Here is a 23,377-nt window from a genome sequence, read left to right as displayed (position 1 = left end):
GGACGCCGTTTCCGACCCGATCCGCATGGAGGACGGCTGGCACATCATCAAGCTGCAAGATACCAAGCCGGCCGGCACCGCCCCGCTTGCCGACATCAAGCCGGCGCTGGTTGAGCGCCTTCGCCAGGCCAAGGCCCAGCAGTTGCGCCAGGCCTATCTCGGCCAGCTCCTGCAGAAGGACCCGCCGGCCATCAACGAACTCGCCCTTGCCAAGATCACGCTCAAGAAGTGAGGAGCAGACCGATGTCCACGACCCATCGCCATCTTTCCCCCGAGATCGTCACCGAGGCGCTGCAATCGGCCGGTTACCGGGTCCAGGCCGCCCCCGGCGCGGCCGGGGCGCCGGTGCTGGTTTCGGCTACCGGCGGGTTGCCCTTCGAAGTGCGCTTCTTCAATCCTTTGCCTCCGGCCGGCGCGACCGGCGCCGCCTGGGCCGATGCCGCCTTCCGCGCGGCGTTCCGGGTGCAGGGCGATCTGCCGCTCTCCCTGGTCAACAGCTGGAACGCCACCCACCGCTTCGCCAGGCTGCTGCTGGCCGGAGATACGGGCGCGTCGAACGCCTGGCTGATCCTGGAAATGGACGTGATCGCCCTGGGCGGCGTCCTGGCCGACAACCTGCGCGCCCATCTCGAAATCTGGGACCGCCTGATCCCCGAACTGGTCGCCTGGCTGCGTGCCGAACTGCCCAAGCTGGCCAAGGCGGCGCCCATCGCCGAGCCTGCGGCGCCGGACGCGCCGCAGGCGGTCGCGCCGGACGAGGCCGCCCAATGACCCTGTCGTCTCGGCCATCCCCTCACCCGCTCGCGTCCGCTCGCCGCATCGATTGCCGACGAACGCGCCACTGGCGCGTTCGCGCCGGACGTCCGGTGGACGTCCGGACGGCATCGATCCCACAAGGGGCGAGGGCTGGGATAGCCCTTCTCCCCTCGCGGGAGAAGGGTTGGGATGAGGGGGAGCCACGACATCCTCACTCTCGATTCCTCTCCTCCGATCCACTCACGCAGCGCCAAGAGTAGACAGCCATGACCCACGCCCCCGCTTCCCGTCATTCTCTCTCGACCTCGTCCGGCGCGCATCGTCGGCTGCTGCTGGCGGGGGTGTCGCTGGTGGCGCTTCTCGCCGCCGGCCCGGCCTTCGCCAGCAACCGGCTCCAGGCCTCCACCACGACGGCGACCAGCGGTTCGACCACGGGCACGACGGGCACCACCGGGTCATCCTCGTCCACCACCTCCACCTCGACCACCAGCGGCGATCTGGTCAAGACGGCCCATTCGTTCCAGGCGGCGCTGTCCGCCCAGGCCGCCGCCGCCAGGGCGGCGATGAACGCGGCTTCCAACAGCGTGACGCTGACCGACGGCACCAATGTCACCGTCACCGACGGTCTGTCGGCCAACGGCCTGGTGGTCGATCCCCGCGTCACCTTCAGCGGCACCACCAGCACCACCACCGGCCTGTGGTCCAACATCAGCGCGCCGGTGCAGACCACCAGCGACGGCAAGACCACGGTGACCCTGACCCAAAGCTCGGCGCAGGCCGTCGCCACCTGGTACAAGTTCAATGTCGGCAGGAACACCACGGTCTATTTCGACCAGAGCGCCGGCAACACCTCCAACGGCAACAGTTGGACGGTGCTGAACCGCATCGACGCCACCGGCACGCCGTCCGTCATCCTAGGCACCATCAAGGCCGAGGGCACGGTGCTGGTCATCAATCCCAACGGCATCGTTTTCGGGGCCGGCTCCCAGGTCAACGTCCATACGCTGATCGCCAGTTCGCTCGACATCAACAGCTATTCCGGCACCAATTACGGCGTCAACAATTCCACCGGCAGCTACACCAGCTACAATCTGACCGTCGACGGCGCCGTCTACGACTTCCTGGCGCCGGCCAACGAGACCAGCGGCAATAAAGCCTTCCTCGACAGCGGCCTTTACGCCAACGGCTATTCCAGCACCACCGGCTCGGGTACCCTGGTGCTGTCCGCCAACGGCAATGCCGGCACCAACTACGGCATCACGGTGGAGAAGGGCGCCACCATCTCGACGCTGGACTATGTCAGCGGCTACGACAACGGCGGCACCGTCGCCCTGGTTGGCACCAGCGTGACGAACCAGGGATTGATCGAGACCTCGGCCGGGCAGATCATCCTGGCTTCCGGCGCCTCGGTCCTCCTCACCAGTCCCATCACCGTCAGCAGCAGCACCACCAGCACCACCACCAATTTCACCGCCACCAATCTGACCACTCAAAGCCTGTACTACACGCCCGCGGCGATCTCCGGCGGGGCCATCACCATCAACGGCGCTGACGGCGTGCTGTACTCGGAACGCGGCAACATCACCCTGATGGGCGACAGCGTCTCGCAACTGGGGGTGGCCGAGGCGACCACCAGCATCACCCGGCCCGGCTCGATCACCATCACCGCCACCGGCACGCCCACCACCGCCAACCCCGATCTCGGTCTGGTGCTGTTCGGGACGGACAGCACCACCGCCATCGTCTCCGCCGAAAACGGCGAGACCATCGTCGAAAGCTCGATCGCATCCGGCTTCACCGCGCCCTCCATCACCATCCTTACCAACAATATGGACATGGAATCGGGCTCGCTGATCGTCGCCCCCTCCGCCACCATGACGGTGGACAACTATTCCGGGGCGACCAATACGACGGGCACGACGCTCGATCCCAGCGGGCGGGTGCTGCTGGAATCGGGCAGCGTCATCGATCTGGGCGGCATGGCGGCCACCGCCTCGGTCGGCGACTATCTCTATACCTTCAAGGTGACCGCCAACGACGTCGCCGATACGCCCCTGGCGCAAAGCCTGATCGGCCAGACGGTGACCATCGATCTGCGCCTGTCGGGGACCCGCTCCGACGGCGAAACCTGGGTCGGTTCGCCCTTGTTCGCCGCCACCGGCGCGGGCTATCTGGGCAATGTCGCCTATTCGCTGGACATGCTGCTGACCGGCGCCGGGTCCTTGAAGATCGGGTCCGGCGGCGCCTTCACCGACGTGCTGACGGCATCGGGCTCGACCGTCAATGTCTCGGGCGGCGCCATCACCTATGGCGGCGCCATGGTGACCACCACCAACGTCAAGACCGCTTATGGCGCCATCGTCAATATCGGTTCGGCCAATCCCTTCACCGAAATCGTCGGTCTGCCCGGCACCACCTCGGTGACCTCGGACCGCTGGAATGTCACCACCACCTATTCCAACCGCATGATCCCCACCACCAGCAGCTATTACGACGGTGGCTACACCGATGGTCTCTCCGCCGGGTCGATCAGCGTCGCCGCCGTCAACCCGATCCTGGAAGGGAGCATCATCGCCGATATCGTGACGGGATCGCGTCAGGCCTCGCTCTCCGTCACCTCGTCGGCGGCCTCGCTGACCACGCCCGACGACTTGCCCACCGGCGCGGCGCTGACCATTACGCTGAAGTCGTCAAACCCCGGCAATAACGTCGGCTCCGACGTCGTCGTGCTCGACGGCACCGCCACCGATGTGCTGGGGGGCGATTTCGCCCTGTCCTCGACCCTCAGTCTGCCGACCACCAGCCTGGGTGGCCAGACCCTGTCGGTGCTGACCTATGGCACCGATGCCCTGACGGCGGCGAATCTGGGTTCGATCACCATCACGGGCGCCAGCGCCCTGTCGATGACCCAAGGCGCCTCGCTGGCGGTCCGGGCCGGCGGCTCGATCACCCTGACCGGCGTCAGCGAGATCGACGGCACTCTGACCGCCCATGGCGGTAAAATCACGCTCACCGGCTTCGTGCCCACCAGCCTCTATTCCGAACCGTTGTACACCGGGGCGGTGACCATCGGGTCCTCTGCCCTGATCGATGTTTCCGGCTTGTGGGTCAACGATAGCGGCCTTGATTCCACCACCATGCAGGGCTCGGCCTGGATCAACGGCGGCTCGGTCATCCTCCAGACCGACATGGTGAGTACGAACGCGGCTCTCCTCAACAGCACGACCGTCACGGCCGAGGACGCCACCCAGTCGATCGTGGTGGCGGCGGGCAGCGTCATCGACCTGTCCTCGGGTGGCTATGTGACCACGGCGGGCAAGCTGAAAACCGGTTCTGACGGCCTGCCGTCGGGCAATGGCGGCTCGCTGTCGCTGATCACCTATGCGGCCTCCTCCTTGATCAACAGGTGGAGCTCCGACACGGTCACCAGCGGCTCTTTCCTCGGGGGCAATTTCTATGCCCCGACCACCGCCGATACCGCCACGGTGACATTCGCCGGGACCCTCTATGCCGGAGGTCTCAATACGGGCGGCACCTTTACCTTGCAGGCGCCGTCCGTGGTCATCGATGGCGCCGCCACCACGGTTTCGACCAATAGCGGCAGCGGCACGGTCACCCTGCCCACCAGCTTCTTCACGCAAGGCTTCTCTAAATACGACCTGAGAAGCACCTATGGCGGCGTGACCGTTACCGACGACACCACGCTCACGCTCAAACAGCCGAACTATCTGATCACCGGCGCCACCACCCTGCCGGCCACCGGCGCAGCGCTGCGCGATTTCGCCGGTTTGGGTTATGCGTTGGACGGCCTGCGCCAGGCGGTCGATCTGACCCTGATCCAGCAGGCCTTCGCCTTCGGCACCGATGCCACCAGCACCAGCGCCGGCATCGCCATCGGCCGGGGCGCCGCCATCGTCGCCGATCCGCTGGCCGCCATCACCCTGTCCGCCAATGGCGCGATCACCGTGCTGGGCAGCATCACGGCACCCGGCGGCACCATCACCCTGACCAGCCAGGACGCCACCCTGGCCTCCAGCGGTTATGGGGCGAACGGCACCTATCTGGCGGCGCAGGATGTGTGGATCGGCGCCGACGCGGTGCTCGACGTCTCCGGGACTTATGTCCCCGATCCGACCGAGACCGCCTATTCCACCGGCAAGGTGCTCGACGGCGGCACCATCACCATCAGCGGCAACGACATCGTCGTCTTGTCCGGCGCCACCCTCGACATCAGCGGCGCCGGCGCCACCATCCAGTTGCCCACCGGCGGCACCACCGGGCTTACCCGCTATGCCACCCGGCAGATCTGGAGCGACGGCGGCACGATCACGCTTGGCGGCAACAGCGTCTATTTCGCCGGAGCCATCGAAGCTGGTGGCGGAGCCTCTTTCGCTTCGGGGGGGACCCTCAACGTCACCGCCGGCAACATCAGCGGATCCTACGGCACCATCCTGATCGCTCAGAGCGGCGACGTCACCTCAGGCTTGTCGTCATCCAGCGCGCCGACCACGGCCGCCGAACTCACAGCCCTGGGGCTGGCCAGCGGCACCACTTTCATCACCGCCGACACCATCAACACCAGTCATTCAGGGCTGGATTCGGCGGCGCTGACCGGCACCACCATCGCCTTCGCCGGCGATGTGGCGATCAAGGTCCCCGATGCCCTTTATCTCAACGGGAACATCATGCTGCTGCCGGCCGGCGCCACCGGCACCGCCGCCGCCACCTCGACGGTCGCCACCACCGTCACCCTCGACGCCGGCTATATCCGCTGGCTGTCGGGCACCGAGGCGGTGCCCGCTTCCGGCGGCGGTACGCTTAATCTGAATGCCTCCGCCCAGATCGATCTGGCCGGAGTGGTCAGCGCTGCTTACACCGATACGGTCAATCTCACGGTGAGCGACGGCGACATCCGCTTCCTGCCCGCCAGCGACACCGACATCGCCGGCTATCTCACCGCCATCACCTATGGGGCGGGAACGGACAGCAGCCTGAGCAGCAGCAGCGGCGCTCTGCCTTCCGCCGGCGCTCTTATCGTGTCCGGCGACCTGACCATGACGGCGCGCGAGATCTATCCCGCCACCGACACCGCCTTCCTGTTGATGTCGCTGGCCGCGGACGGCACCATCGCCTTCAAATCCAACGGCCAGAGCACCATCACGCCCATTTCGGCGGGCGGCGCCATCCTGGTCGATGCCGCCAATATCAAGCAGGCCGGCGCGCTTTATGCCCCCTTGGGCACTATCCAACTGGGCTTCAGCGGCGATCAGACCCTGCCGGCCTTCCTGATCGGCAGCAATGCCGATACCGGCACCAACGCCTATGATCCGGTCAGCACCAGTTCCACCAGCGGCTTTACCGGCATTCTCAATTCCATCCTCACCGCGCTCAAGACCGCCACAGGCAGTAATTCCGCCACCATCGTCACCGACAGCGTCACCCTGGCCTCGGGCAGCGTTACCTCGACCTCGGCCAACGGTACTTATATTCCCTACGGCACCACCACCGACGGCACCGACTGGACCGTCAGCGGCACCCTGCTCTCCGGCCCCTCTTCCAAGCTGATCGTGCTGGCCGGCAAATCGGTGACCACCGCGTCGGGCGCCACCATCGATGAATCGGGCGGCGGCGACGTCTACGCCACCGAGTTCGTCGCCGGCACCGGCGGCAGCCGCAATGTGCTGACTGCCAGCATCGTCGTCAACGGCACCACCGAGGCCGTTTACGCCCTGGTGCCCAGCTACGAGGCCAAGGTTGCCGCCTACGACACCACCACCGGCACCACGGTGGCGCTGGGCAGCGCCGTCACCCTCACCGGCGGCAACGGTATCGCGGCGGGCACCTACGTCCTGATGCCGGCGGAATACGCCACCCTGGCCGGCGCCTATCGCGTCGTCGTCGTCTCCACCAACACCGGCAGCACCGCCACCACCAGCCGGGTGGCCGCCGACGGCTCGATCTACACCACCGGCACCCTCACCAATGCCATCACCGGGGCCAAGTCGTCCTCCACCGCGCTGTTCGAGATCCAGTCCAACTCCACTTGGACCAGGTATTCGGAGATCGACATCAATTACGGCGATGCCTATTTCACGGCGCTGGCCGCGACCAACGGCACGGCGGTGCCGCGCCTGGCCGAGGACGCCGGGCAAATGATCATCGCCGCCGCCACCAGGCTGTCCCTGGGCGCCACCAACGATTTCACCGCCGCCAGCGGCGGGCGCGGTGGCGAGGTCGACATCACCGGGGCTGACCTTTTGGTGACGGTCGATCCGAACTCCGTCGATACCACGAGCGGCACCTACGCCGGCTATATCGCGATCGGCGCCGACCAGATCAACGCTCTGGACGTCGAGAGCGTGCTGATCGGCGGCTATCGCACCACCTCCAACGCCGGCGTGGTGGTGACCACCACCGCCAAAACCGTCGAGGTGGAAACCGATGCCGCCCATCCCCTGAGCGGCCCCGAGATCCTGCTGGCCGCCCTCGGCGCCAGCTCGGGCGGTTCCGGCCTCACAATCGACCAGGGCAGCGTGATCAAGTCCTCGGGCACGGTGTCGTCCTCCGACGCCATCGTCCTCTCCGGCGACGGCGCCTTCGTCCGCGTTTCCAACGGCGGCGCGGTCACCGTGACCCGCAGCGGCGCCACCGCTTACGATGGCGTCCTTTCCATCCTGTCCGGCGCCATCCTGTCGGGCACCAGCATCGCGTTGAATTCCTCCGGCAATGTTACCATCGACGACAGCGCGACGCTGACCGCCCGCAATTACGATCTGGGCGCCCAACTCATCAATGTCGGCGGCGGCACCTCCGGCCTGGTGCTCTCCGAGGCGGTGATCGCCCAGATGGCCGGGGCCGACACCGTCCTCTTGCGCGGCCTTGCCGGCATCACCTTCTACGACGGCGTCGCCCTCGGCACGTCGGCCAATCCCATCGGCACCCTGACCCTGGACGCGCCGGTGCTGACCGCCGAAAACGGTACCGCCAATGCCAGCGTCACCGCCACCGATATCCTCCTCAAAAACACCAGCGCCACCACCGGCACCGCCGCCGGCGGGTCCGGCAGGCTGACGCTGGATGCCCTGGGCACGCTGACCTTCGGGAAGGGGACCAAGGTCACCTCCGGCTTCGGCGCCATCGCCGCCAGCGCCGGCACCGAGATCCTGTTCTCCGGCACGGGAAGCCTCGATGCCGGGTCGGCCAACATCAGCCTGACCGCGCCCTTTCTGGTGGTCGACACCAGCGCCAGCCAGAGCCTGACCACCAAGGGGACGCTGACCATCCTGCCGGGGGCGAACGGCACCCTGGCCCTGTCGGCCAGCGTCTACGGCGGTTCGCTCAGCCTGACCGGCGGTTCCATCGCGGATTCCGGCACCATCATCGCCCAAAGCGGCAAGGTGACCCTGGAGGCGACGACCGGCGACCTCGCCCTTTCCGGCAACGCCGCCATCAAGGCCGCCGGGACCGAGGTCATTCTGTCCGACCAGGCCGAGGACACGCCCGGCGGCACCGTCAAGCTGATCGCCGATCTCGGCAACATCACCCTGGGATCGGGCACCACCATCGACGTCTCCGCCGCCGGGGTTGGCTATGGCGGCACCGTCGGCATCAGCGCCGCCAAAGGCACCGCGACGCTGGACGGCACCCTGACCGGGGCCGCGTCCTCCAATGCCCTGGGCGGCACCTTCCTCCTCTCCGCCAACGCCCTGGCCGGCAGCTTGCCGCTTTCCGCCTTCACCGGCGAATTCGAGGTGGCGCTGACCACCGGCGATATCGCCATCGCCACCGGCCAGACCCTGACCGCGGCCACGGTGCTGCTGGAGGCCGACGGCGGCTTCGTCACCGTCAATGGCACCATCGACGCCAGCGGCACTGCCGGCGGCACCATCAGCCTTTACGGCACCAAGGGCGTGGATGTGGAGGGCAGCTTGCTGGCCAGGGGGTCTTCCGCGACCGAACTGGGCGGCACGGTGGAGATCGGCACGTCCGGCATCGCGACCGCCGGCAGCTACAACGGCACCTATGGCTACGAGAATGTCGCGGCGGCCAATTCGGGGGTCATCACCATCGGTTCGGGCGCCGTCATCGACGTCTCCGGCGGCACCAGCGAGGGCCTGACCGGCGGCACCATCCTGATCCGCGCGCCGCTGCTGGACGACGGCAGCGTCAATGTCAGGATCACCCCCGGCGCCACCTTCATCGGCTCGCGCGCCACCACGCTGGAAGCCTATGCGGTGTGGAGCACCAGTGATTCCACCACTGGAACCAAGCATTTCGACGCCATCATCGATCCCGCCGGCTGGTATTCCAGCGGCGGAACCCTGTTGGCCGGCGGTTTCGTCGATGGCAGCGGCACCACCGTCGCCAGTTGGAACGGCAGCAGCCTGACGGCGTCCTCCACCCTGACCTCCACCGGTACGGCGAGCAGTTCCACCGACTCCAGTGGCAATGTCACCAAAACCACCACGGCCTATCAGTGGGACGGCGCCACCCTGACCACCACCGTCACCGCGACGACGAGGAGCGGTGGCAGCGTGACGTCGATCACCACCACCATCACCACTGTCGCCACCGATGGCACGACCACCACCATCGCCACCACCCGGGATGGCAGCGGTAACGTTATCGGCACCCCCACCACCAAGGTCACTTCTGGCGACTACAATAGCGCCGTCGAGACTTATCTGCTGACCTACTATTACTTCACGCCGACCGCCGCCAACAGCGACCATCAGACCTTCTACGGCTACGTCAACGGCACCGAGGCCTCGGGCGCCGGCACCTTGATGAAATTCGTGCAATCACCGGGCTTCGCCGCTGTCGCCAATACCTCTGGCATCGCCAATTTTGCCGAAGTGGCCGGCATCGAACTGCGCAATCCCTCGGCCAGCGTCAATTCCGGCAATATCTCGGTGCTGACCAACTGGAACCTGGGGGCGGAGGATTCCAGCGGCGGCTTGCTCTATCGGACCACCGCCACCGGCAAGGCGCCCATTCTGACCCTGCGGGCCGAGAACAACATCGATATCAAGGCCAGCATTACCGACGGCTTTACTAGCAGCTCGACCGTCACGATAGGCTCATCGATCATGGGCACTTATGCCGATGCATCCAATGCCTATAATTCGGAATATAGTACGGCAGATTCCATAATAGGAAATATCAATTCTGGTGGTCTTGGTGGTCTGTCGTTCGATTCGGCGGCTGCAATAATAACAAGCCCGGTTATCACCGGATCAAGCAGCGATTATTATTATTATTTGTACAGCTCATATTCTAATAGTTATATTAAATTATATGCTTATTATGTTGGAGATGTTTTATCAGTTGGTTATAATGGCGGGTATTATGCTGGTGGTGGAGACACGCTCGAATCTTCATCCAATTCATATTATCAGTCTCTTGCCGACGTTGCGCGGTCCTATCTGAGCACGGCTAATATATATTATAATAAGATTTCAACAGATAGTACTTCGTATGAAAAACTCAGTGATTATCAGAAATATTTAGATAATTATAATTCGTATATAACGAGCTATTACTCATGGATGCAGGCTGACGTTAATTCTTTGTCGACGCTTCCTGTTGCACCAAAGGCCGTGCCGGCAGTATCGGTCACTGCTGGCACGACGGTCACCGTGTTGGGTGACACCAGCCCGTCGCCGGCCGCGAAATCATCCAATTACTCACCTATCTCCTCCATGGATCTGGCTGGCGAGGCGAGCAGCACCTCTTATCGCATCGTTGCCGGTGCCAATTTCACCAGTGCCAATCCGCTGGCCGTGGACAGCACCACCAGCGCCGACGTGGTCATCGATGACCACATCTCCTACACCAATCCGCAATACAGCTCCTCTAACGGCCTGACGCAGACCATCAGCGTTGGCACGGTGGTACGCACCGGCACCGGCTCCATCGACATCGCCGCTTCCGGTGATTTCGTCCTGGCCGATACCGTCGCCCCCGGCGCGGTCTATACCGCCGGCACCGCCGTCGACACCGGCACCATCAGCGACTTCACCGCCGTGACCCTGACCTCGGCCTATAGCAGCAATCCCAACGGTCTGGTCAGCACGCCGACCTGGGCGACCGGCGGCGGGTCGGTCACCGTCACGGTGGGCGGCGATATGGTCGGCGTCGAAAGCGCGACCCTCTACGGGGCGGAAAGCTGGGCCTCCTGGTATTACCACGCCATGGCGACCAACGGCACCAGCACGCCGTTCTCCAGCAGCGGCGACGTGCAGACCCAGGCCTGGGTCAATTACGCCACCTATGGCGACGGCATTGGCGCGTTGGGCGGCGGCAATGTCACCCTGAAGGCTGGCGGCACCATCAAGGACATCATCGTCTCGCTGCCGGAAACCCTGCTGGTGTCCGGCGGCACCAGCAGCACGCCGAGCGAGACCGAACATACCTATGGTGGCGGCAATCTGACGGTGACGGCGGGGAATATGGTCGGCAGCGCCTTTCTGGTCGGCGACGGCACCGGGGTTATCCGCATCAATGGGTCGGTGACGACGGACGGGGCCGGCAACGCCCTGGAACTGGCGGTGCAGAACGGCGTCATCGGCGTGGTCTCCGACGGGGCCATCACCCTGAGCGGCATCTACGATCCGGCGACGCTGTCGAACTATGCCGCGGCTACCGCCTATACCCCGGTGGCGGCGCTTCCCGGGACGACTGCATTGGGCACGGACCAGACCGGCTACTTCACCAGCTACAGCGCCGACAGTGGCGTGTCGCTGACCAGCGTGTCGGGCGACGTCACCATCACGGTCGCGGCCTCGGGCAACGCGCTGATGCCTCACACGGTGGCGGGAACCACCTATTCCACCATCCTGGCTCCGGCGTCTCTGACCATCGACGCCATCGGCGGCGACATCGTCACCAGCGGCAGTTATTCCTCAGGCGCCGGGATCGATCTGATCCCGTCCTCGTCCGGCAGCCTGACCCTGCTGGCCGGCGGCTCCATCGACCTGATCAACAGCGGCGGCGTCAACTACACCATCACCATGCTGGACGGCACCTACAGCGCTTCCAACCCCTACATCTCGCCACTCGGTACGAAGTTGCCTACCACGCTGTCGACGGCGCTGCATGCCGACGACGACGGCTCGGTGATCATCTATGCCGGCGGGGATCTCAAGGGCACCTATTCGGTGATCAAGCAGGCCAAGCTCTATGCCGGCAACGATATGGTCAATGTCGGCTTCACCGGCCAGAACAACAGCCCCGCCGACATCACCAGCATCATCGCCGGCCGCGACATCCTGGCCAAGGTGGTGGCCTATAATTCCGGCGTGCCGCTCGACGCCGTCAGCACCCTGCTGCTTTACGGTCCCGGCGATTTCCTGGTGCAGGCCGGGCGCAATCTGGGGCCGTTCACCACCTTTACCGCCAAGCGCATCGCCCAAAACTCCTCCCTGAACGACGGCGGCGGCATCTTCACCGTCGGCGACGGCAGCAACTGCACCTCGGCGGTCTGCGGCGGCACGGTCAGATCCTATCTGCCGGTGGCGGGGGCCGACCTCACTGTTCTCTATGGCGTGGGGGCCGGCGTCGATTACGCCGACTTCATCAACGATTACGTCAATCCTACCAACGCCCTGGCCAAGGGGTTCCTCTCGTTGTTCACCGTAACCGTCGATGGTCTGACCATCGACCTGACCAGCGACGCCGGATGGACCTGGTTCCAGGCGCAGTCCACGGACAGACAGCATCTTCTGGTGGACAAGGGATTCAGTTCGCTGCTGACGGCGGTGGCGACGGATTATTCCAACAGCTCCAGCGCTTATTACCAGCAATATGCGCGGGCCTATCAGGCCATCGCCACCCTGTTCCCGGCCAGTCTCGGTTATACCGACAATAGCAACGCCGGCGGCAGCAACGGCGCCTCCACCACCGTCACCACCGGCACCATGCGCATGGCCCATTCGCTGGTCGAGACCCAGACCGGCGGTACCATCAACATCCTGGGGCCGGGCGGCTCGCTCTATGTCGGCTCCAACTCCGACGACAGCCTGTCGCCCAGCCAGCAGGGCATCCTGACCCTGCAGGGCGGTTCGGTGAACATCTACACCGACCGGAACGTCATGGTGTATCAGAGCCGCATCTTCACCGAGCAGGGCGGCGACGTCGATATCTTCAGCGCCAACGGCGACATCAACGCCGGCAAGGGCAAGAAGAGCAAAACGTCTTACCCGAAGCTGAAGCTGGTCTGCGATACCGGCGGCTATTGTCGGGTCAGCCCGGTGGGGCTTGTCTCGGGCGCCGGCATCGGCGCCCTGGTGACCGTCCCCGGTCAGGACGCCGACGACAGCAACATGACGCTCTCCGCGCCGCACGGCACGGTGGACGCCGGGGCGGCGGGCATCCGCGTGGCCGGCAACCTCAACATCGTCGCGCTGCATGTACTGAACGCCTTCAACATCAGCGCCGGCGGCACGGCGACCGGCGTCCCGGTGGCGGTGGCGCCCACCGTCAATCTGGGCGCGCTGTCGGCCTCGGCCGCCGCCGGCACCGACGCCGCCGCCGCCGACGCGGCGTCACGGTCGTCCCGCCAGACCGGTCCCCGCGCCACCGACCTGCCGTCGATCATCACCATCGAGGTGATCGGTTATGGCGGCGGCGCCACCGACGAGCCGGGTCAGCCGCAGGAGGATCGTAACCGCAGGGCCCGCGACCGGCAAAGCCGGTACGACGCCGCCGATCCCGTCCGCGTGGTCGGCTACGGCCCGCTGACCCCCACCGAGGTCTCCGGCCTGACCGAGGAGGAAAGGCGCAAACTGGCCCAGCCGTGAGGTTATCCGGCCTGATCGTCATATCTAAAGGTCTCGATAAAATGCACGATCATCGCATGATCGACATCCGGACCCGACGGCCATGTACCGCCCCGGCGGGGGCAATGAACCTGCCGCCGTTACCCACAAGGATCGCATCCGCGTCGACGACCGGATGCCCCTGCTGGTCCATGAACAGGCAACCCGCCGTTTCCGCTTGAGTGGTGATTGCAACTAAAAACCGTCATTGCCGGACTTGATCCGTCAACCCATGATTGCATAGATCGGCCGACGTCATTTAACGCGGGCACGTGGATGCCCGTGTCAAGCACACGGCTGTCCGGCACAGGTTTTGCTCTCAATATTCGGGAAAAATTATACGATTCTATTCAACTATAAGTCGTCATGCCCGGACTTGATCCGGGCATCCACGTGCCACTTCCAATGACGTCGGTCGGTCCGGACAACCATGGATTGCCGGATCAAGTCCGGCAATGACGGTTTTAGTTGCAGCCATCGTTCAAATGCGAGCAAAGCACGATCCGTGCCGGACAGCCGTGTGTCAAGCACGGGCATGACGACTCTTGGGAGTGAGCCGGCAAATGACATTGTCGGCGCCAACCGTTTGTTAACTGGGATTCGGTGCCCCGGATCCCGCGTGGAATTCCTCTCCCACCAGGGGCTATCGGATTCACGTGTCTCTATTTTATTGTAATATCAATATATTAAACGTCATTTCTTAGCCTTTGCCGATCCGGGCTCGGAGATTGCGGTTCTCTGGTCCATCGTCGTCAAAAAGGAACCGGGCGCCCCTTCTAGGGGCGCCCGGCGGTGGATGTGGTTCAGATGGAACCGGATGTCACAGGGACATCAGGCGCCGGTTTTGCCCGAGCAAGCGGTGCTTCCACCGGACGTCGGCGAAATCCGGGTCGAGCTGGTGCTGTTCAGATACTGGTTGTAGATCGTTGCAGCCAGATTTTGAGTGCCACTTGAGTTCAACGCGTGGAAGCCGTTGTTCTCAAGCACGCTATTGACCGTGCTGTTGGCGGCGGTGCCGCCAGCATTGTAATACCAGCTCAGGAAACCGGTGACGTTGGTGGCGGCGTTGGCGAGGCAGCTATAGGTGTCGAGGAAGGTGGTCCCCGCCACCGGATAGGCGCCCGTGGTGTTGGGGATGCCGAGGATCGACTTCCCACTCAAGGAGCCCGAGGTATAGGTGTAGTTGTAGAGGTTCCAGTCGGCATAGGTGCCGGTGGAGGGAATGGTGGCGTTGGCGGTCAGGGCGCTGTAGGCGGCGTCCGCCGAGGCCGGGGTCGGGGTGATGAACGGTGTGGAGGTGTTTGTGCTCTGGTTATACGGATGATTGACACCCGCCGCGCGCTGGGCCTCGTTCTGCACGCTGGCCGAATGGGGCGCGCCGGAGATGACGCTGCTGTTGGCGTAAGGCGTGGTGAAATCGGCGCTCAAATAGCCGATGGCGCCCGAGGTGGTGGAGCCGGAAGCCGTGCCGATGGCGGTGGCGACGCCGCTGCTGCCGGTGGCCGACTGCCAATTGGCGACGGAATTGCCGGCGGCGGTGACGGCGCTGGCCAGGGTCGAGAAGCTGGTGCTGGGCAGGCCGGTGGCGCCGAAGATGGAGGCATATTTGTTGGCGGTGGTGGCCAGCGGCAGGCAGCTCGCCTTCAGATAGTTGGTGAAGATGAAGCTGGTGCCGCTGCCGTCGGCGCGGTAGGTGACGCGGATCGGCGTGCTGCTGCTGGCGTAAGGCTTCGTGTTTGCCGTGCTGGTGGCGGCCGTGGTGCTGACGTTGTCGGCGTAGAAGAGCTGGGTGGTCTGGGCGCCGGTGCTGTCGAGGGCGGTGATGGTGGCCGTCGAGTTCCAATCGGTCACCGTGCCGGAGAAGATGGCGCAAACCTGGGCGGTGGAAAGCTGGATGGCGCCGCCGGCGTTGGCGGGGGTGGCGGCGGCCGAAAGCAGTTGGTCAAGGCCGTTGGTGTTGACGGCGATGGCCACCGGCACTTCGAACAGCGGCAACTGGATCGCCGGGCCGAAATTGGTCGAGTCATAGCTGACCGAGACCGCCGTGCCGATGCTGACCGAACCGCTGGTGTTGCTGGTCGCCCAGCCGGTGGTCGACAGGCCGGTGAAGGTGAAGGCGCTGGTGGTCAGGGTGGCGGGCAGCGGATTGTCGCTGGCCGCGAAGGTCAGGCCCGGATAGGGATAGGTGTTGAAGTTGGTGCTGCCGCTGGCCGTATCGATGAAGTTCGGGGGCAGGGCCGGCAGGCCGGCGGCGGGAACGGCGCCGCCGTTCAGCAGTTGCAGTGCGTCGTGGGAGATGAAGGCCTGCTGGCCGCGGCCGCTGCCGACGGCGGCGAACAGACCTTCGACGGCGCTACGGCTGGCCGCCGAGGAGCAAGCGCTGGGCAGCAGGCCGGGGCTGGGCGGGCTGGAGGTAAAGGAGGAGGACGGCGTATAGCCGTCGCCGGACACTTGCGCGCCTTTATAGCAATCGAAGACCTGCCGCAAAGTCAGGGAGGACAGCGAGCTGCCGCCGCCCCACAGGCCGCCGGACGGCGTCGCGGCGGCGGCCGGCTGGATCATCGCGGTGGCGAGGATGGCGCCGGCGGACAGCGCCAGCATGGAAGTGGTGCCGAGCAGGCGGTGAGCGGAAAAACGAGAAGACATGGGTGACTCCCTTGGGTTGTGACTGATGCGTGGGGTTCAGGACCGGGGTGTCCGCCGTTATCTGCGATCATCATAAAATGTTACAAGTCAGTTACACCTTATTTCCCTCATAGTTCGCAAGATATAGGCGTCTATATTCCAATGAATAAGAAGACATGATATTGATATCATCCTATTCGTGCTTCATTGTTTTATGTGTTGTCTCGGGAAAACAGCGAAGCGAGAGTCGTATACTTGATGATGACAGGGTGAAACAATGCACAGTTTTGTGTATTGCCCCTCTTATTACATTCATGTGACGGGATTCCTGTTTGAAACAGGTGTGAAACCGCGCATATGGCCGAGTATGCGATTGGTGCATTGCTGATATGCGTTTGTGCCGCACATGCGGCGGCCGCGGTTCACGGCATGGAATAACGGAATCCCTCTTCCACCAGGGGTGAGAGGAAAACGCTACCGCGAGTACCGCTGCAACGGTGGTCTATATCGTGATATATTCTTGAGCATGATATAGACTTCGATCTCTACCAAGGTGGAGGAATGCGGCCATGAGTCAAATCGCCAAACTGTTCACCAATGGGCGCAGTCAGGCCGTGCGCCTGCCGGCCGCCTATCGTTTCGATGGCAAGGAAGTTTTCATCCGCCGGGATCCGGAAACCGGCGACGTGATCTTGTCGCGCAAGCCCGCGACCTGGGACGACTTCTTTTCCGCGCTCAAGGATGTCGATATCCCGGCCGATTTCCCGGATCGGGCGGAATGTGACCAGGCGGGACCGGGTCGCGACCCCTTCGAGGGGTGGACGGAATGAAGCGATATATGCTCGACACCAATATGATCAGCCATTTGATCAAGGCCCATCCCGCCGTCGCGCGGCGCGTGGTCGCGGAACCGATGGCATCCCTTTGCATCTCGGCCATCACCGAAGGCGAATTGCTGTTCGGTCTGGCGAAGCGGCCGGATGCGAAGCGGCTCCACGGGGTCGTGCGGGAACTCCTTCGTCGCGTCGATGTGTTGCCGTGGAGCAGTGCCATTGCGGAACGCTACGGGACGGTGCGGGCCGATTTGGAGCGCCGTGGTCGAATCCTTGCGCCGCTTGATCTTCTCATTGCCGCACATGCTCTCGGTGTCGGCGCCGTCCTGGTGACCAACGATAGCGCCTTCGGTCAGGTGGCAGATTTGTCCGTCGAAGACTGGACGGTCGTGACGGCATAAGACGGACGGGCAAAAACCCCTCGCCCCCGGTGGGCTACGGCATTCGCACATCTCGACTTTGCCGGGGAGAAATGCCGTCATTGCGAGTTCCGCAACCTTCTGGCGGACGCCCCGCCCTGGATGAAACAAAGTGGCACCGGCGTCCCTGCCGGTGTTCCGGTGTGAGCCGGAAATGGTCCGCCTGGGGGCGAATCACGGGCAGGGACGCCCATAAGCGCTAGCATAAGCCCTCGCCCCTTGTGGGAGAGGGCGGCGAGCGTGAGCGAGCGGGTGAGGGGTACTTAGCGTCCGCGCGACATAAAGACTTGCTTGTTTCTGCACGCTTTTTCCGCGCTCCCGCGCGTAACTCCCCTCACCCAACTCGCTTCGCTCGTCCCCTCTCCCGCAAGGGGCGAGGGGATATTTTTCTTAAGCTAGCGCATATGGGCAGGGACGCCGGTGCCACTAACAATTTGTTTCTTGTTAGCCTTCAGGCGACGCAATCCAGCCCTTCCGGCAGGCTGGACTATATCGTCGCTTCGCTTCTCGCAATGACGCTTAATACTATAAAAGATGGGTGAATCCCCGGTCTCGCAAGGGGTGGTGGATCATCGCCGCCAAAGCAGAAATATTAAAAATAGATGACAATTGATTGTTGCCCAATTTTACGGTGATATATCGGGATATCCATAGTGAACGTTATGATATGATATTGATATCATCCAATACATTTTGTTGTTGTTAAGAAAAACTTTTGTTAATGTCAGGAAAGTTTCAATTTATATTTTAATGTGTCTGTTGATAACAGTGTGCTTATTTGTGTATAAGGTCTGACGCATTTATCACTCGCGACGGGCCGGAGCACGAAATGGTCGACAGTCCCCTTGCCAGATCCGCCAGACAGCCGGTGCCGTATGCCGCCCCGTCCCCCTCCGGTCCGTCCACCCCCTCCGGACCGTCGGCGCGGCAGGCCTCGGCGCCGCTGCGCCGAGGCCGGAAATTTCATGAACAAGGCGTCGCCCTGGCCAAGCAGAATCGCTGGAAGCCGGCGCTGGAGGCCTTTCGTCAGGCGGCGCGGGTCCTGCCGGCCCATCCGGGATTCCATTACGCGGTGGGGGTGGCGCTCTGCCGTCTCGATCGTTTCGCCGAAGCGATCGAGGCCTTCCATCGGGAAATCGCCATCAATCCCGGCCATGGACCGGCGGTCGCCGAAATCGGCACCTGTCTCGCCCGGACGGGTCGGCCGCGGGAAGGCATTTCCTATCTGCGGGAGGGTTTGCGCCTGTTTCCCTCGATGCCGCTCGCCCAATACAGCCTGGGGCTGGCGCTGCTGACCGAGGATCGCCGGGCGGAGGCGATGGAGGCCCTCGACAAGGCGCTGGCGATGGATGGCGCCTATGCCCAGGCCTATCGCACCCGGGGCCTCGCCTATGCCATGGACGGGCAGTTCGAACGGTCCGTGGCCGATCTGCAGGCGGCCTCCGCCCTCGACAATTCCAATTACCAGGCGATCCTCGAACTGGGGGTCACCTTCGGCAAGGCCGAGCGCAATCTGCAGGCCGCGCAATTGTTCGAGATGGCGGCCAAGGCCGCCCCCGACGTCGCCTTGCCGCACTATATCTACGGCCAGTTCCTGATCAATCACCGCCAGTTCGAACGGGGCCTGCTCGCCATCGACCGGGCCCTGGAGCTCGATCCGCTGCACGCCGAAAGCCATGTCGGCCGGGGCTTCGGCTATCTGGGCCAGGGCCGCATCGAGGAGGCTGTCGCCGCCTTCCGCCGCGCCGGCGAATTGCGGCCGGGCGAGGCGGCCATCGCCGGCACGCTGTTGTTCGCCTTGCAGCACAAGCCGGGCGTGACCCGCGACGAGCTGCTGCGCGAACATCGTAAATGGGCGGCGCTTTACCGGCGTCCGCTGGTCACCGGCCGCCTCGCCTTCGCCAACGACGCCGATCCCGAACGGCTGCCCAGGATCGGCATCGTTTCGGCCGACATGCATCGCCACGCCGTGGCCTTTCTCACCGTCCGCGCCTTCGAGCAACTGGCCGCCCGGGGCTTTCCCATCGTCGGCTTCAGCACCGCCCGCCCGGACATCGACGACGACATGACCGACCGCTTCAAGGCGGCCTCGGTCGCCTGGCACGGTGTGAACGGCCGCGACGATGACGAGGTGATGCGCCTGATCGCCGAGGAGCGGATCGACATCCTGTTCGATCTGGCCGGGCATACCGCCGGCAACCGGCTGGGGATCTTCGCCCGCCGCGCCGCGCCGGTGCAGGTCGGCTGGGCCGGCTATGTGGGCACCGTCGGCCTCGACAGCTATGACGGACTGATCGCCGATGCCGTGGAAATTCCCCCGGATCACGACTCATCCTATGTCGAGCCGGTGATTCGCCTGCCCGACTGCTATGTCTGCTACCAGCCGCCGACCGATCCGCCCGAGGTGACGCCGCTGCCCGGCCCGACGACCGGCCATGTCACCTTCGGTTGCTTCAACCGGCCGGCCAAGCTCAATTCCCGCCTGGCCGGACTATGGGCGCGCATTCTGGAACAGGTGCCGAACTCGCGGCTGTTGCTGGTCTATGGCGGTCTGGGCGAGGGCGCCACCCAAAAGGCGCTGTCCGCCGTCCTGGGCGCGGGCGGCGTGCCCCTGGACCGGGTCGACATGGTGGGCGAAACCGAGCAGGCCAGGCTGCTCGACGCCTATGGGCGGGTCGACCTCGCCCTCGATCCCTCGCCCTATTCGGGTGGCGTGACGACGCTGGAGGCCATGTGGATGGGGGTGCCCACCGTCACCCTGGTGGGCGATACCTTCGCCGGCCGCCACGCGGCCAGCCATCTGACCGCCGCCGGACTGGCTGAATTCTGCGCGGCGACGGAGGACGACTATGTCGCCCTGGCGGTCGACTGGAGCCGCCGGCCGGAGGCTTTGGCGACCTTGCGCCGGACCTTGCGCGACCGCCTGGCGGCCTCGCCCTTGTGCGATGCGCCGGGCTTTGCCGGCAACTTGGGGCGCGAACTCACCCGCCTGTGGCGCGACTGGTGCGCCGGCAAGACGAAGGGATGACGAAAGAGGGGCGAAAGATAACCACCAAGACACCAAGGCACCAAGGCGTTTCGGGACATATCAGGCGATGGTTGACGGGAGATGCGCCGCTTAAGCATTCCCCAATCTTGTCCAAAGCCCGAATCGTTGCCGGAGGGTTTCGATGCCTATGGCGCGCTCCGTCGCCTTGGTGCCTTGGTGTCTTGGTGGTTCAAATTTTCCATGACCAACGGCGTCCCGGGAGCCGGGCTTTCCAGCCGGTTCCGGACCGCTATCGTATGAAACCGGCTTGATGGAGCCTGAAAGATGCTGACGACGGGAACGGTGGGGCGGACGCCCGATTTCCAGAATGCGGTCGTCCAGCGGGCGATGGCGCTTTATGGCGAAGGCCAGTTCAACAGCGCCGACATGCTTTTCTCCAGTCTGGCCGGCGAGCGGCATCTGGTGCCGCTGATCCGCCATATGCGGGGGCTGATCGCCCGGCAACTGGGGCGCAAGGAGGATGCGCTGCTGCTGCTGCGCCAGGCTATCGAGGCCGATCCGACGGTGGCCTCGGCGCACGCCAATCTGGGCATGCTGCTGCTCGAAGACGACCATTTCGCCGAGGCCGCCGCCGCCTTCGCCGCCGCTCTGGCTCTCAATCCGGCCTCGGCGCCAGCGCATTTCGGCCTGGCCCGGGCCTTCGGCGGGCTGGGTCTGGTCGATCTGGCCATCGACGCCGGCCGCGACGCCATCGCCTTGCAGGCGGATTTCACGGCGGCCGAATGCCATCTGTCCCATCTGCTGACCGGCGCCGGACGGGGTGGCGAAGCCCGCGAACGTCTGCGCGACGCGCTGTCCCGCCAGCCCGACCGGACGGATCTGCATATCGCCCTGGCCAGTTGTCTGTTGACCATGGGCGATTGGGCGGCGGCCTGGCCCGAACTGGAATGGCGCTGGTCCGATCCGCGCCTCGGGGGCGATCCGGCGCTGGCCGGTTTTATCCGCTGGCGGGGCGAGGAGGCCTCGGGCCGGACGATCCTCCTGCAGGCCGAGCGGGAAGACGCCGACACCCTGCAATTCGTCCGCTACGCGCCGCAGGTCAAGGCGCTGGGCGCCCGCGTGGGACTTCGCTGCCCGCCGTCCCTGGCGCCGCTGATGGAAGCCGTGCCGGGGATCGATTTCCTGGCCACCGACGACCAGCCGCTGCCCGCCTTCGATCTGTTCGCCCCCCTGCTGTCGTTGCCGGCGATTTTCGGCACGCTGCCCGAGACCGTGCCCGCCGCCGTTCCCTATCTGCATGTCGAGTCCGGGCGGATCGCGGCTTGGCGCGACCGCCTGGGGGCCTCCGTCGGCCTGACGGTCGGGGTGAGCCGGGCGGGGGCGGAGCAGGGGCCCGCCGTGGAAAGGTTGCGCGCCTTGTTCGACCAGTGTCCGGCGGTCCGTTTCGTCGACCTCGACGGTTCCGGTGGCGACGATCGCCTGTTCGATCCCGGCCTGGGGGGCTGGGGCGGGCCGGTCGGCGAAACCGCGGCTCTGCTGGGTGCCCTGGATCTGGTCATCGCCTGCGACGGGCCGATCGCCCACCTTGCCGGGGCGATTGGGCGGCCGGTGTGGATTCTGCTGCCCGCCGGCGGCAGTTGGCGTTGGCTGCGCGACCGAGCCGAAACCCCCTGGTATCCGCGTGCCCGGCTGTTCCGCCAGCGCTGTCCCGGCCATTGGGGCGAGGTGCTCGATCGTGTCGGCCGGCTATTGCAGGCGGTGGCGTCCGGCGACGAACCGCCGATGAGCGAGCCGGCGGAGGGGCCGTCGGCGCCGGAGGCGGTCGATCCGCTGGTCATCGACGCGCTGTTCGCCGAAGGGGCGCGGCATCAGCAGGCCGGCGACGCGGTCCGGGCCCGGCGGTTCTATGGGCGTGCCCTGTCCTTCGATCCCGATCACGTCAACAGCCTGTGCAATCTCGGCGCTCTGGAGCAGAGCCTGGGGGCGTGGGGCGATGCCCGCCGGAAGCTGGAGCGGGCGGTCGAACTGGCCCCCGCCTCGGCGCCGGCCGCTCGCGCCCTGGCCGATCTGCTGCGCGCCTCCGGCTCCTTCGAGGAGGCCGCCGGCCATTACCGGCGCGCCCTCGATGCCAGCCCGGGCGACGCCGCCGCCCATGCCGGACTGGCCATGACCTTGCGGGTGCTGGAGGATTATCCGGGGGCGATGGCGCATTTTCAGCGGGCGGTGGAACTCGATCGCGGCCATTCGGCGGCCTTTTTCCTCGAACTGGGGCAGACGCTGGTCGCTCTGGGCCGTCTCGACAGCGCCGCCGTCAGTCTGCTGCATGCGCTGGATCTCGATCCCGATCTGCTGCTGGGGCATTGCGTCTTGGGCCAGGTGCATCTCAAGGCCGGCCGGCCCGAGGCGGCGGCGGCCAGTTTCCGATGCGCCCTGGTGATCGATCCCGGGTGCGTCCTGGCCCGCAACGGGCTCGTCGACGTCGATGCAGCCGGTGCGGATCTATAATAATAAAGGAGACGGCATGGTCAGAATGAACGTCACTTTGTCGGACGCTCTCTACGAGAAGCTGGTGGCATTTTCCCGCGAGAGCAGTCAGAGCAAAAGCGAAATCCTGCGCAAGGCGATCACATTGTTCGCGCTTCTCCAGGAAGGCCAGGACGACGGCCGCAAAATCGCCCTGGTCGACCGGCATGGGCAGGTCACCACCGAGATCATCAGCTTGTGATCATCGTTATCGCAAGCGATCGGCGGTAAGGGCCTGTTGACGAATAACCACGTCATTGCCGCGTCGCTTCGCTCCTCGCGAACGACGGAAGTTACAATATAATCACCTTATGGCGATGTCGGGCGGGTCAGCGCATCCATGGGCAGGCCGTCTTCGGCGGCCCGCTTGTCTGCGGCGGGCAGGGCGGCGGCCGAAGACGGCCTGCCCATGGA

At 64.8% G+C, this 23,377-nt stretch carries 10 protein-coding genes; 9 read left to right on the top strand and 1 reads right to left on the bottom strand.

What is annotated here, in order from left to right; translation table 11 throughout:
- From CWS72_RS27990 to CWS72_RS28685, 4 genes are all read left to right on the top strand, one after another.
- On the top strand, window positions 1-232 hold a 232-nt coding region (locus CWS72_RS27990; protein ID WP_199176003.1), incomplete at its 5' end, for a peptidylprolyl isomerase.
- 11 nt (window positions 233-243) lie between these two features.
- Window positions 244-771, top strand: coding sequence for a YbjN domain-containing protein (locus CWS72_RS26250; protein WP_101253630.1), 528 nt, complete (start codon window positions 244-246; stop codon window positions 769-771).
- 251 nt (window positions 772-1,022) lie between these two features.
- Entirely contained in the window at window positions 1,023-13,556 is a 12,534-nt protein-coding gene (locus tag CWS72_RS26245; protein WP_101253629.1) for a filamentous haemagglutinin family protein, read from the top strand.
- An 82-nt stretch (window positions 13,557-13,638) separates the two neighbouring features.
- Entirely contained in the window at window positions 13,639-13,773 is a 135-nt protein-coding gene (locus CWS72_RS28685) for a hypothetical protein (protein WP_274540623.1), read from the top strand.
- Window positions 13,774-14,405: 632 nt separating this feature from the next.
- On the opposite strand, the gene CWS72_RS26240 is transcribed toward CWS72_RS28685, so the two are convergent.
- Window positions 14,406-16,220: a substrate-binding domain-containing protein gene (locus CWS72_RS26240; RefSeq protein ID WP_101253628.1), complete on the bottom strand. Its 1,815-nt coding sequence runs from the start codon at window positions 16,218-16,220 to the stop codon at window positions 14,406-14,408.
- 548 nt (window positions 16,221-16,768) lie between these two features.
- Between CWS72_RS26240 and CWS72_RS26235 the strand changes: the two genes are divergently transcribed.
- The 5 genes from CWS72_RS26235 to CWS72_RS26215 all read left to right on the top strand — a co-directional run bounded on the left by CWS72_RS26235 (window position 16,769) and on the right by CWS72_RS26215 (window position 23,165).
- The gene (locus tag CWS72_RS26235; protein ID WP_101253627.1) at window positions 16,769-17,029 is read left to right on the top strand and encodes an antitoxin; all 261 of its coding nucleotides are present in this window, start codon (window positions 16,769-16,771) and stop codon (window positions 17,027-17,029) included.
- Entirely contained in the window at window positions 17,026-17,433 is a 408-nt protein-coding gene (locus tag CWS72_RS26230; protein WP_101253626.1) for a type II toxin-antitoxin system VapC family toxin, read from the top strand. The genes CWS72_RS26235 and CWS72_RS26230 overlap by 4 nt, the downstream gene beginning before the upstream one ends.
- Window positions 17,434-18,280: 847 nt before the next feature.
- Window positions 18,281-20,479 (top strand): tetratricopeptide repeat protein, encoded by a 2,199-nt coding sequence (locus tag CWS72_RS26225; protein WP_101253625.1) that lies wholly within the window; start codon window positions 18,281-18,283, stop codon window positions 20,477-20,479.
- Window positions 20,480-20,764: 285 nt separating this feature from the next.
- The gene (locus tag CWS72_RS26220) at window positions 20,765-22,945 is read left to right on the top strand and encodes a tetratricopeptide repeat protein (RefSeq protein ID WP_101253624.1); all 2,181 of its coding nucleotides are present in this window, start codon (window positions 20,765-20,767) and stop codon (window positions 22,943-22,945) included.
- Window positions 22,946-22,961: 16 nt separating this feature from the next.
- The gene (locus CWS72_RS26215; RefSeq protein ID WP_101253623.1) at window positions 22,962-23,165 is read left to right on the top strand and encodes a transcriptional regulator; all 204 of its coding nucleotides are present in this window, start codon (window positions 22,962-22,964) and stop codon (window positions 23,163-23,165) included.
- The last annotated feature ends 212 nt before the right edge of the window (window positions 23,166-23,377 follow it).

The organism is Telmatospirillum siberiense (assembly GCF_002845745.1).
Taxonomy (GTDB): Bacteria; Pseudomonadota; Alphaproteobacteria; order Rhodospirillales; family Magnetospirillaceae; genus Telmatospirillum; species Telmatospirillum siberiense.
The sequence above is the reverse complement of the archived record's forward strand: the minus strand, read 5'-3'. Positions and strand labels throughout refer to the sequence as shown.

What these genes read in the sequence shown, in the direction of transcription:
- CWS72_RS26250 (WP_101253630.1), top strand. Translation starts at nt 244, where the DNA reads ATGTCCACGACCCATCGCCATCTTTCCCCCGAGATCGTCACCGAGGCG.
- CWS72_RS26245 (WP_101253629.1), top strand. Translation starts at nt 1,023, where the DNA reads ATGACCCACGCCCCCGCTTCCCGTCATTCTCTCTCGACCTCGTCCGGC.
- CWS72_RS28685 (WP_274540623.1), top strand. Translation starts at nt 13,639, where the DNA reads ATGTACCGCCCCGGCGGGGGCAATGAACCTGCCGCCGTTACCCACAAG.
- CWS72_RS26240 (WP_101253628.1), bottom strand. Translation starts at nt 16,220, where the DNA reads ATGTCTTCTCGTTTTTCCGCTCACCGCCTGCTCGGCACCACTTCCATG.
- CWS72_RS26235 (WP_101253627.1), top strand. Translation starts at nt 16,769, where the DNA reads ATGAGTCAAATCGCCAAACTGTTCACCAATGGGCGCAGTCAGGCCGTG.
- CWS72_RS26230 (WP_101253626.1), top strand. Translation starts at nt 17,026, where the DNA reads ATGAAGCGATATATGCTCGACACCAATATGATCAGCCATTTGATCAAG.
- CWS72_RS26225 (WP_101253625.1), top strand. Translation starts at nt 18,281, where the DNA reads ATGGTCGACAGTCCCCTTGCCAGATCCGCCAGACAGCCGGTGCCGTAT.
- CWS72_RS26220 (WP_101253624.1), top strand. Translation starts at nt 20,765, where the DNA reads ATGCTGACGACGGGAACGGTGGGGCGGACGCCCGATTTCCAGAATGCG.
- CWS72_RS26215 (WP_101253623.1), top strand. Translation starts at nt 22,962, where the DNA reads ATGGTCAGAATGAACGTCACTTTGTCGGACGCTCTCTACGAGAAGCTG.